We start from the raw sequence: 12,603 nt of genomic DNA on the forward strand, positions 1-12,603 counted from the left end.
ATTTGAAAAACTTTAAATTACAATGGATAATTTCTGAAAAAGATCACTATAAGCTCATTCGTGATTTTTTGAAGCAGCAACATATTTCAAAGGCTTCACTCACTGATATCAAGTTTGCAGGTGGAGATATTATTGTTAATGGAAAATCTCAGAATGTTCGCTACAGGCTAAAGCAAGGTGATCAAGTAGTAGTTGTATTCCCAATAGAACCAATTGGTAAGGGTATAGTAGCGGAAAATATTCCTTTAGAAATTATTTATGAGGATGAGTATCTGTTAATTATCAACAAACCACCTAATATGCCGACTATTCCTTCACGTCAACATCCTCAAGGATCCCTAGCAAATAGTTTGTTGAACTATTATAAGGAGCAGGGCTTACAAATTACCGTCCACATTGTCACTAGACTTGATCGTGATACATCTGGATTGGTTTTGGTAGCGAAGCATCGTCATGTACACCATTTGCTGTCACAACAACAACAGTTAGGACAAATTAAACGAGTTTACTACGCTATAGTAAACGGGTTGGTGACATTAAATAGTGGAACGATTACTTCACCAATTGGAAGGAAAAGTAATAGTATCATTGAAAGGGAAGTTAGGGATGATGGACAGAAGGCAATTACTCATTTTCAAGTAGTAAGAAGGTATCCTACTTATACATTGGTACAATTACGTTTAGAAACCGGAAGGACGCACCAAATTCGGGTTCATATGTCGCATATTGGTCACCCATTAGAGGGAGATACTCTATATGGTGGGACAGTGCAACATATTAAACGGCAAGCTCTGCATTGTCACAAGTTAACATTTTGTCATCCGGTTACATATAAGGAATTAGTCTTTCAAAAAAATTTACCTGATGATATGCATTCACTTACGACTGAATTTGATAAGTAGGAGAGTACTCTACCCTTATGGGCAATCAGGTGAAGAAAGCCTTCACCTGATTGCAGAACTATTTTGAGATTTAACTGTAACATTTTAGCGTATTATGATTGTGTATTATTTTGTTGCTCATCCTCTTCAAACGTTCTAAATTTCTCAGCAATATATGGCATAGTTGATTGTACAGCGACAGTTTCAATCTCAGGGTAACGAAAGGCTGTTAAGCTCCCTCCAAATACAGCACCTGTATCTATATTTATCGTTTTATTAATGATTCTAGGTTGTTTGACAGGTGTATGGCCATATACAATCCAGCTATCTCCATTGTAGTTTTGAGCCCAATCTCTTCTAATTGGTGTCCCATCGTCATTCAACTTTCCCGTTATGTCTCCATACAGTACAAACGTCTTGACTTGTTTGTCGTTTCTTCCAATATAATCAGCGCGGATACCAGCATGTGCAACGATCAGTTTGCTATTATTAATTTGATAATATAATGGTGCATTCTCATAAAGCTCAATAAAATTAGATTTGACATCTTGTTGTTCATAAACATTAAGCTGATTATATTCAGCGACCGTTGTTTCTAATCCATGGGTGACTTGTACTTTATTTCCTAAAAAGAAACGATACAGTTTATTACAATGATTACCTGGTACATAAAATGAATGCTGATTTTTTACTAAAGAATAAACGATGTTAATCATACGAATGGAATGCGGTCCTCGGTCTGTTATGTCACCAACAAATGCTATGCAACGATTATTAGGATGTAATGGTACCCCAGATGACCATATGTAACCAAGTTTTTCTGTTAACAGCTTGAATTCGTTATAACACCCATGTATATCTCCAATGACGTCAATGTCCATTATGTACTCTCCTTAACAATAAGCATTTTAACTCTCCATCTCAAATGTGATTTTTTCTTCAGATAATTGTCATCTATAATCGAGTTAATTTCGAGGTGTGTTGAAAAAACATCATAGAACTTTTCTTCTTTTATAATAAGCTACATTGCATTTCACTATTCCAAACAGAACGTTATATAAAAATACATCATGCTACGAATATGACAAAGTCTAGCACAAATGAATAAGAGCAGCTAAAAAAGCTACGGGTCAGTCAGAAAATGCTTCTAGTTTGGACAATAAAGGATGCGAATGTATAGGTTATGACGATAAAGGTGCAAGTACGACATTAATGATATTGGTTTGGATAATAAAAGGTGCGAATGGGACAGTAAGACTATAGTTTTAGAAAATAAAGGAGGCGGTTGCGACAGTAAAACTAATGGTTTGGAAATAAAGGATGCGAATGTGACAGTAGGATTATAGGTTATGGCAACAAAGGTGCAAGTACGATTCGTGATGTTGGTTTAGGTAATAAATTGAAAAATAACTTTGTGCTACGCTAAAGGAATATCCTCTTGGTTGAGGTGTTAATCATTCAACATTAGATGTTTGAATGACTAACTACCCATAACTAAAAAGCGAAGCTCTTTTCAAATGAGCTTCGCTTTTGTGTGATTTTCACTCTACTCCAAAACCTTCAAACGGAATATTACGCTTGTGTAGGGGTGTCTTCGCAAGTTCTAAAGCTAATAATGATGACAGCTTATGTTCCTAAAAGCAAGCCAACAGGAAAAACCTCTTCATGTTGCTAGAGTGGAGTAATAATGGCAACCTTTTTTGAGTAACCTGTATCTTAATCGAACATAAATTTGATTGTTCTCGAACGCACATTTAATACTATTCCTATAGCAATCATGTAGGTAAGCAAGGAGCTTCCACCATAGCTAATAAAAGGAAGAGGAATTCCTGTTATTGGTAAAAGGCCTATTGTCATACCAATATTTTGGAAAACTTGAAATGTAATCATGCCTATAATTCCTGTACATAGGTAGCTGCCGTAAGGGTCATTGCTTTCTAGAGCGGTATGAATGATCCGGTAGATAAGCAGGAAGAAAATAGAGATTAGCAAGCACGCACCAATGAAACCAAATTCTTCTGCTATAATTGCAAAAATAAAGTCTGTATGTGCTTCAGGAATACGTACACCTTCAGTCATATACCCTCGTCCGACTAGCTCCCCAGATCCAATAGCCAATAAAGATTGTAATAGCTGGAACCCTTGGGTAGGATATTCGTACGGAGCAAGCCATCCGTAAAATCTGCCTAATGTGTATGAATTACTATCTCCTCCTAAAAAATATTCGACGAAAAAGTCAAAGTTTAGGAAGTATATAAGAACAACGATACTTATGACTAAGATTACTGAAAAAAACAATGCTGCAATATAGCGCCATTTGATTCCAGATACAAGGATAATAGATGCGATAATAGCGGATAATACCATTGCAGTACCAAGATCGGGTTGCATCATAACAAGTAGCAGAGGTGGCCCCGAAATGAGCATGATTTTCATAAACAGCAATAAGTCTTCTTTAAGTGTCCGAATAGGATATTTTTCATTGTGGCGAAACACAATTTGACTTAATAGAATGATGAGGAAGATTTTCATCACCTCAGATGGCTGAAAGCTTCCAAGCCCTCCAGGAAACTGATACCAACTTGTTGCTCCATTTATATTTTTGACAAAATCTCCTTCTGGAATAATTTCTAAGCCGAGCAGAAGAAGCATGCCAAGACCATATAAAATCCAAGATATTTGTCTGAAGCGGTCAAAATCAATAATCATCGTCACAAGAATAGCTACTAAGCCAATCACATACCAAACAATTTGTTTTGTCACATATGCTGAATTAGCACTATAAATAGCAATACAGCTATATATTACAAAAAGTATCATTAACAACACAATCATATAATCTATCTTTGGTTGAGTCTTTTCTTTTTCCATTGTATAAACCTTCTTCTAGTTATTCTCTCTTCGATATATTTTGACATAACTAGCGACATTTTACTATACATTTGCTAGTATAATGTGTATAAAAATTTTTTCCTGTTACAATAGTAAGTCTTATTGTTATCGTAAGGATGTAGTGACACGTGTTCAATAAGAGAACAGTGACTCGTTTTCCTTTTATTAACAGTAAGTATAATTAGTTAATGCTATTGCTAAAAAAGTACTGAATAACATTCAGTGTAATTAGTTTATCATAATTTTTGTTAACTTGAGCATCCTCCGATACATAAGATTTCGTGTAGTAGATATTAAGTGGGTTTATTTTACATTTAAAAAATGTAAGGGATTATGATTTTAGACTAGAGAGGGGGTTAACTAAAATGAGTGATAATAAAAAATTTGACATGTTGAGAGACTTTAATGAGCTGATTCAGTTACTGTTAGAAGAAAATATTGAATATTTTAGAGAAAAGTTTTTTGACTTACATCCATATGATCAAGCCAAATTTTTCGTGAAGTTAGACAAAAATGTTAGAATGCTATTATATCGTTTTTTATCACCTAAAGAGATGGCTGCAATTTTCGAGAACATTGAAATTGAAGAAGAAGATTATCAACGGATATTATCCGAGATGAATCCAAACTTTGCTGCTGACATGCTTGCGGAAATGTATGCAGATGATGCCGTTGACGTGTTGAATGAAATAGATAAAGATCAGGCAGCTAGCTATTTAACGATCATGGATGACGAGTCAGCTGGAGAAATTAAAGAATTACTTCATTACGAAGAATCTACAGCTGGAAGTATTATGACAACTGAATTTATTGCTATTCATGCAAATCAAACTGTTCGTTCAGCGATGCATATTTTGAAAAAAGAGGCACCGCGTGCAGAAACGATCTACTATGTATATGTGATCAATGAAGAGAAGCAATTAGTAGGTGTCATATCATTAAGGGATTTAATTATATCTGATGATGAAACGATGATAGGAGATATGATGTATGATCGCGTGCTAGCAGTTTCTGTAGCAGAAGATCAGGAAGAAGTAGCTAAAAAGATGAAGGACTATAACTTTTTAGCAGTACCTGTGGTAGACTTTAGAAATCACCTTTTAGGGATTATCACTGTAGATGATATTATGGACGTAATGGATGAAGAAGCATCTGAAGATTATTCAAAATTAGCAGCTATTTCCGACGTAGACAGTTTTGACAAAAACCCCTTAACTGCAGCACGTAAAAGGTTACCTTGGTTAATTATTTTACTTCTTTTAGGAATGATGACTGCTAACCTCATTGGTAAGTTTGAAAGAACACTTGAACAAGTTGCAATCTTAGCTATGTTTATTCCGCTCATTGCAGGGATGGCGGGTAATACTGGAACACAAGCATTGGCGGTTGCAGTGAGAGGAATTGCTACAGGAGATCATGAGCATGAGAGTAAATGGAAATTACTTATCCGTGAAGCAGGAACTGGACTAATAACTGGCCTTACGTGTGGAGTACTTGTTACAATAATCGTATATTTTTGGCAACATAATATATTTTTAGGTATTCTCGTCGGACTTTCAATTTTAGCGACCTTGATCGTAGCTACGATTGCAGGTGCATTAGTCCCCTTAATTATGCACAGGTTAAAAATAGATCCAGCTGTAGCATCTGGTCCATTTATTACTACTATCAATGACATATTAAGTATTTTAATTTATTTTGGAATGGCAACACTATTTATGAGCTATTTACTTTAGAAAGGCAGGAATATTATATGGAGCAACATGCTTCTGTCACTTCGCTAGTTATCGTAATAATCATTGCATTTTTAACTCCAATTTTACTTCATAGACTGCGATTGAATCTCATTCCGTTGGTCGTTGCAGAAATTGTGATGGGGCTAATTATTGGAAAAAGTGGATTTAATATCGTACATCCTGACATGTGGCTAGAAACGCTGTCGATGTTAGGCTTTATCTTTTTAATGTTTTTAAGTGGTCTAGAAATCGACTTCTCAGCATTTGCTGGAAGTAAAAAGAAGGAAAAATTGAGCAGTGGAAAAGATGCACCAAATCCATTTCTTGTTGGATTTCTTATTTTTGTAGGTATTTTTGGCATATCCTTAGTTCTATCATACATATTTGTCTGGTTTGGTATCATTGAAAATGCATTTTTAATGACATTAATTATTTCTACAATCTCCCTAGGCGTTGTTGTTCCTACACTCAAAGACGTTCAAATTATGAAGTCGTCAATCGGGCAAACGATCCTATTAGTAGCTGTCATTGCAGACTTAGTGACAATGATTTTATTAGCTGTCTTTGTATCTATATATGATACTGGACAAGGTAGCACATGGTTATTACTGATCTTGTTTGGTGTTGGGGTTATCTTTTATTTATTAGGGAAATATTTCCGAAACCAATCTTTTCTTGAAACGATGTCTAAAGGGACAATTCAGATTGGCACACGGGCGGTATTTGCTTTAATTATTGTATTAGTGGCATTATCTGAAACAATCGGTGCAGAAAATATATTAGGAGCATTTTTAGCTGGAGTACTTGTTTCCCTTTTAGCACCAAATGCAGATCTAGTCCATAAATTGGACTCATTCGGTTATGGCTTTTTAATACCAATTTTTTTCGTCATGGTCGGGGTAAATTTAGACATATGGTCCTTATTTGAACATCCTAAATTGTTATTGTTTATTCCGTTATTGCTAGGTGCTTTGTTTATCTCAAAAATAATCCCTATTTATATATTAAGAATTTGGTATGATCGAAAAACAGTTCTTGCTTCTGGTTTTCTTCTAACATCAACTTTGTCCTTAGTAATTGCCGCAGGAACTATTGGTGTTCGGATGGAAATTATTAGTCAACAAATGTCAGATGCATTTATTTTAGTAGCAGTTATAACAAGTGTTGTTTCTCCAATTGCATTTAAAAAGATCTTCCCAGTACAGGAAGGAGAAATGCGTAAATTAAAGGTTGCCTTTATTGGAGCGAATCAACATACTCTAACTGTGACACGAGAATTAAACCCAGCTTTATATGAGTCAACTTTATATCATGTTACACAAGAGAAAATTGAGAAGAAAATTGCTGATTCATTGTTTGAGATTGTTGAAGTATCTGACTATTCGATTGAATCATTAAAGAATCTCGATGTATTTGATGTAGATATTTTTGTAGCAACAACTGGTGAAGAAACAATAAATGCTGAAGTAGCCATCTTTGCAAAAGAGTATGGTGTGGATCGTGTCATTGCGAGGGTTGAGTCACCGAACTTAGACGAGGAGCTAAAGTCAAGAAATGTCGATGTGTTCTCGGTATTCTTATCGACGAAAGCCTTGTTAAAGGCATTAATTGAGTCTCCAAGTATCATGAACATCTTAACTAATCAAGATACTGCGTTATACCAAATCAATATGAATAATCTTAAATACGACGGTTTAATGCTGCGTAATTTTCCTTTTACTGGTGATGTGATTTTCGTTCGAATGTTCAGAGGAAAAGATTCGATCGTACCGCACGGGGATACTGAACTGAAAATGGGTGACAGGCTCATTGTAACAGGGTCACGAGAGTATGTTGAAGAGTTAAGAAGAGTACTTGAATTTGGTGAATAATAAAGCTATTCATAAATATTGATTAAAAAAAGGGTCTGAATCTATACTCTATATTCTGTATACAATATTGCTATAAATGATACAGACCATAGGGTATACGAAGCTGGCCCTTTGCTTATGAGAAATATATTATGAATGTGCTCAAAAATATGTTATACTATTTTTATTACTAGGTACTAATAACTTGTAATAATTCAGGAGGGATATACATGTCTTTTTCTTTAAAAGGACGTACATACGTTGTAATGGGCGTTGCAAATAAACGTAGCATAGCATGGGGCATCGCTCGTTCACTTCATAATGCTGGTGCAAGACTTATTTTTACTTTTGCAGGTGAGCGTTTAGAGAAGAATGTCCGAGATCTTGCTGACACGTTGGAAGGGAATGATACACTCGTCTTACCTTGTGATGTTACAAACGATGAAGAAGTTGCTAATTGTTTCAGCAAGATAAAAGATGAAGTAGGTACTATACATGGGATTGCTCACTGTATAGCCTTTGCAAATAAAGAAGAGCTAACTGGAGATTTTCTTAATACATCTCGGGACGGCTTCTTATTATCACATAACATCAGTTCATACTCTTTAACAGCTGTCGCAAAAGAAGCAAAGGACCTTATGACAGAAGGTGGAAGTATTATTACTTTAACTTATTTAGGTGGAGAACGTGTGGTCTCAAACTATAATGTGATGGGTGTTGCAAAAGCATCACTTGAAGCTAGTGTGAAATATTTAGCGAATGACTTAGGGAAATATGGTATACGGGTTAATGCAATTTCCGCTGGACCAATCCGAACATTGTCAGCAAAAGGTGTAAGTGATTTTAACTCTATTCTAAAAGAAATTGAAGAACGTGCACCTCTTCGTCGAACAACAACACAAGAAGAGGTTGGTGACACAGCTACGTTTTTATTCAGTGACTTTTCAAGAGGTATTACTGGTGAAAATATCCATGTAGATTCTGGATATCACATTCTAGCAAGGTAAATCGAAAAAAATAGTTTAGAAATTTATAATCGAAAGTATAAATCGTTTTAAAAACCTTCTTTTCAAATGAAAAGAAGGTTTTTTTTCTTAAATTTAGGTAATTTGTTGTACGAAGTGCATAAATATATATTGATGGAAATCGAATTAAGGGGTGAAAGAGCATGAAAGAAAAACAAAAAATTAAAAATACACCATTTATGTATATTATACAACCCAACTTAAGTACAATTGAATCATCTATGCAAAAAACATTTATAGCCAAGGTGGATAAAAATGAATCTATAAATGTAACTGACATAAATAAAATCGATAACAAAGATAGTGTTGAAAAAATAGAACAGCCTGAACGTATAATAGAAAAGAGAAAATATGCTAAAAAATCTTCAATTAAACCTTTTAAAGAAATGGACCTAGTTGAAAAAGTGAAATTTTTAGCAAATCCACCAAAACAACTACCTCGTGTAAAATGTAAAATTAAAACGATCAATGATATGTTTGAAGGTACGATTATTGAACAAACGGATGAAGAAATTTCAATGCATTTGATAGATACTGGCGAAACAATTACGATTAATATCGATGAGGTTGAACTAATAACAATGGTAGGATTGTCGTAGCTGTATGGTATGGTGGGAGCTCTAATTGTCGTGTAGACATTTAGAGCTTTTGTTATATTTGATCAATCAATTTATTTAATGCAGTGGATTTAATACGTTCATATTCCATCGCTCCTGTTAATTCATCGGGTAGTAAAGGAGATTGACGTACATATCGTTCACGGATCACATCGTATAGCTCGTAAGGGAACAACATATCAATGAACATAATTTGTTTTTGTGCTGAAGAAAGAGGTGAAATTGATTCGTAAGCATTTATCATAATATTGAATTGTTCTTCATTCCAAACACCACTAGTGTCCAGCAGTGGTATGACAATTTTGCGCAAATCACGGATTGGTAAATCATACGATACGGTGTCAAGGTCAATTACCCAGATCTGCTCATCTGTTCCTAACAATGTATTACCTGTGCCATAATCCTGGTGACATAAAGTAGGTGTAGCCTCCATACTTTGTACCCATGTTTGATACTCTGATTCAAATAGTCTCTGTAATGTATTACGTCCTTCATCAATAAATGCATCTATTTCAGCTAAATAAGTTTGTGAAAAAGGATCATCAGGAAATCTTTGCGCAACTAGCTTCCATGTTTCCATCTGTTGACACCTTTTAATATAATGATTTGGCCATCTGCCAAGCTTTTTAAATACCGGAACACCTGGTGGTGGCAAGTAACCTATCGATGCTAAATGGAATTCTGCAAGCCCTTTCATCATGAATTCGACATCTTCAGTAACGGTTAATTCAAATGGTCTGCCCTCAATCCAATCATAGACAACAAACAAAAATGGTCCATGTTTAGAATAGAGTTCACCATGCTTATTAGGTATAATTCCTGGAACCCTCATACCTTTCTGTGCTAAGTAATCTTGGGCATAAATAGAAAAAAGCGCTTTTTTCTCAGGGCGGTGTATTCTTTTTAAACAAATGACTTGCTCTGTTGTATGGATTTTCCAAACGAGTGCCATTTGCCCCCCTTGGATAACCTCAATATTAGTTATTGAAAAATCCCAATAAGGCATAATTGTTTCTGCAAGTTTTAACAGCTTTTCTTCTTCTTCTGGTGTTAATACATACTCACTTTCTTCTTCTTCAAACTGATCAACTATAATTTGATCCTCAATCAATCCAGTCACCATCCTCCAATCCTTGTATGATTAATGTATGGTTATCCAACATAAGTTGCCAACAATTTTCTCAGTTTCATAAAAAAATAGGTATTTTCCTAGTTCTAGTATTTTTCACTGTAGCTAGGTAACGTGCCTACATTTAAAAAAATGAAAAGTAATTAGGAACAACGGTCCTTACAAACTCGTATCATAAATAAATAAGGATAGTTTATCTCAATTTTACTAAGTGTAAATGAATGGAGGTTGATTATGAAAATAGCTTTAATCGCTACAGAGAAACTTCCTGTACCTGCAATACGAGGTGGAGCGATTCAAATATATTTACAATCGGTTGCGTCAATCATTGCTCAAAAGCATGATGTAACAGTTATTTCAATTACAGACTCTGAGTTACTTGATTTTGAACAAACAAATGGTGTGAAATATATTCGGTTTAGTGCAGATCGATATGTTGAGCAAATTGAAGCTCATATTAAAGCTGAAAATTATGATGTCATACATTTATGTAATCGTCCAAATTGGATAAAAATTCTAGCTGCTGCCTCACCCCAAACTAAATTTGTCTTAAGTGTGCATAATGAAATGTTCGATTATGAAAAAATGACTGACATTGAGGGTCTAGATTGTATTCAAAATGTTTCAAAAATCGTAACGGTTAGTAATTTTATTGGAAAAACAATAACATCTCGATTTCCAGAAGCCGTAAATAAAACATCGACGGTCTATTCAGGAGTAGATATAGACCACTATCATCCTGCATGGACAGGAAATGGTAAGAGTACAAGAAATCGAATTCGGGGCGAATTAAATTTACAAGGCAGAAAAATAGTCTTATTCGTAGGTCGTTTAAGTAAAGTTAAAGGTCCACATTTACTTCTTCAAGCTCTGCCACACATCATAGACAAACATCCAGATATCATGATGGTTTTTATCGGGTCCAAATGGTTCGGTGACGATAATGTTAACAATTATGTACGTCATTTATATACGTTTGGTGCCATGTACAAAGAGCATGTGACGTTTATAAAGTTTGTGCGACCGAAAAATATTCCAGAGTTGTATGCAATGTCAGATGTATTTGTCTGTTCTTCACAATGGCAAGAGCCACTTGCACGTGTACATTATGAAGCGATGGCTGCTGGTTTACCAATTATAACGAGTAAGCGTGGTGGAAATCCAGAAGTCATTGAGGAAGGTAAGAATGGTTATATCATTGATGATTTTGAAAACCCTATTGAATATGCAAAGAAAATCAATCTATTGTTAAATGAGGGAAATACGCGTAGAAGCATGGGTAAATATGGTCGTTCAATCGTTGAACGTGACTTTAACTGGGATCGAGTAGCCGAGAATTTGTTACATGTGTATGAACAAGCACGAGCTAATTCACCAACTAAAACGAATCCTCTTCTGAAAGGGTGAAAGTATTTGGAACAACAGCATACTCAAGACATCTCTTATTTGAACCGAGTTTTACAGTTCTATCCATTTGATATATTAGATATTCATCTCATCGAAAGTCGGAGTGGAAGGACAACTTGGGAAGTAAAGACAAATGAAGGTGAAAAAATATTAAAACAGGCACAAATGAAACCGAGAAGAATGTTGTTTATCGCTGGAGCACATGATCATCTCTATAAAAATGGTTTGGCGATAACACCAATTCATAAAACATCAAGCGGTGCAATTTGTCTCGGAGCAAAAGATTTTTCATATGTGTTATACGATAAAGTAGCAGGAAATGAAATGATTTATTACAACAAGGATCAGATGAAGAAAATCTTTGCATTTGCCGCACAATTTCATATTTCTTCAAAAGGGTATGTTCCAGCCTCGGAAAGTAAAAAGCGTAGTAGACTTGACAAATGGCATAAATTATATCGATGGAAATTGCAAGAATTAGCGGGTAATAAGCAGTTGGCACAGTCTTATCCTGAGGACGAATTTTCTAAGTTATTTTTAATGTATGCTGACAAAATGCTTGAACGAGGACAAAATGCCTTAAGAGCTCTTGATAACGGCCAGTATGAACAATGGACAAAGAATTCAATTGAGGAAAGGAGTTACTGTCAACAAGATTTTACACTAGCTAGATTTACAGAAATTGACGGAAATCCATTTATGAGAGAGCTACATTCAATTACTTATGACCTACCATCAAGAGATTTACGCATTCTGCTAAATAAATTAATGAAAAAATTATCGGTATGGGATACTGATCTAGCTGTTGAGTTACTAAGTTCATATGAAGCTGTTAATCCGTTAACTCCAGATCAATATAAAGTGTTATGGGCCGACTTAGAATTTCCGTATTTATTCTGTTCAATTATACACAAATACTATTTAAGCCAGAAGAGATCCTGGGGTAATGAAAAGTATATTTGGGCGTTACAAAATATTATTGCAGTGGAAGATTCAAAAGAACAGTTTTTACATCAGTACAGAGAAATAGTTAGTAGTATAAAAGAAGGAAAAGGAGGTGAATGAT

The 12,603-nt window shown here is 34.9% G+C and carries 10 protein-coding genes; 7 read left to right on the plus strand and 3 right to left on the minus strand.

All coding sequences use genetic code 11. From position 1 onward, the window contains the following. Positions 1-2: 2 nt before the first annotated feature. Entirely contained in the window at positions 3-902 is a 900-nt protein-coding gene (locus JM172_RS15595; protein ID WP_214483300.1) for an RluA family pseudouridine synthase, read from the plus strand. Between the two features lie 92 nt (positions 903-994). Here the strand turns inward: JM172_RS15595 and prpE are convergent, their stop codons facing one another. After that, on the minus strand, positions 995-1,762 hold the full coding sequence (gene prpE, locus JM172_RS15600; protein ID WP_214483301.1) for a bis(5'-nucleosyl)-tetraphosphatase PrpE: 768 nt from the start codon (positions 1,760-1,762) through the stop codon (positions 995-997). Between the two features lie 835 nt (positions 1,763-2,597). After that, positions 2,598-3,752, minus strand: a complete 1,155-nt coding sequence (locus JM172_RS15605; RefSeq protein WP_214483302.1) for an FtsW/RodA/SpoVE family cell cycle protein — start codon at positions 3,750-3,752, stop codon at positions 2,598-2,600. Between the two features lie 386 nt (positions 3,753-4,138). On the opposite strand from JM172_RS15605, the gene mgtE reads away from it, so the two are divergent. The 4 genes from mgtE (at position 4,139) to JM172_RS15625 (ending at position 8,983) form a co-directional block, all read left to right on the plus strand. Next, on the plus strand, positions 4,139-5,509 hold the full coding sequence (mgtE, locus tag JM172_RS15610) for a magnesium transporter (RefSeq protein ID WP_214483303.1): 1,371 nt from the start codon (positions 4,139-4,141) through the stop codon (positions 5,507-5,509). A gap of 17 nt (positions 5,510-5,526) precedes the next feature. Continuing rightward, complete coding sequence (locus tag JM172_RS15615; protein ID WP_214483304.1) at positions 5,527-7,380, plus strand: monovalent cation:proton antiporter family protein; 1,854 nt, start codon at positions 5,527-5,529, stop codon at positions 7,378-7,380. A 209-nt stretch (positions 7,381-7,589) separates the two neighbouring features. Beyond that, a complete protein-coding gene (fabI, locus tag JM172_RS15620; RefSeq protein WP_214483305.1) occupies positions 7,590-8,366 on the plus strand; it encodes an enoyl-ACP reductase FabI in 777 nt (258 codons plus the stop codon). A gap of 161 nt (positions 8,367-8,527) precedes the next feature. Beyond that, a complete protein-coding gene (locus JM172_RS15625; RefSeq protein WP_214483306.1) occupies positions 8,528-8,983 on the plus strand; it encodes a CotO family spore coat protein in 456 nt (151 codons plus the stop codon). Between the two features lie 52 nt (positions 8,984-9,035). Here JM172_RS15625 and JM172_RS15630 read toward each other — a convergent pair whose 3' ends face one another. Next, on the minus strand, positions 9,036-10,124 hold the full coding sequence (locus JM172_RS15630; RefSeq protein WP_214483307.1) for a spore coat kinase CotI: 1,089 nt from the start codon (positions 10,122-10,124) through the stop codon (positions 9,036-9,038). Positions 10,125-10,364: 240 nt separating this feature from the next. Here JM172_RS15630 and JM172_RS15635 point away from each other — a divergent pair, with 240 nt between their 5' ends. Together JM172_RS15635 and JM172_RS15640 are read left to right on the plus strand one after the other, a co-directional pair. After that, positions 10,365-11,537, plus strand: coding sequence for a glycosyltransferase family 4 protein (locus tag JM172_RS15635; protein ID WP_214483308.1), 1,173 nt, complete (start codon positions 10,365-10,367; stop codon positions 11,535-11,537). A 6-nt stretch (positions 11,538-11,543) separates the two neighbouring features. Beyond that, complete coding sequence (locus tag JM172_RS15640) at positions 11,544-12,602, plus strand: CotS family spore coat protein (RefSeq protein WP_214483309.1); 1,059 nt, start codon at positions 11,544-11,546, stop codon at positions 12,600-12,602. Position 12,603: the final 1 nt, after the last annotated feature.

The organism is Bacillus sp. SM2101 (assembly GCF_018588585.1).
In the GTDB taxonomy this organism is placed as follows: domain Bacteria; phylum Bacillota; class Bacilli; order Bacillales; family SM2101; genus Nanhaiella; species Nanhaiella sioensis.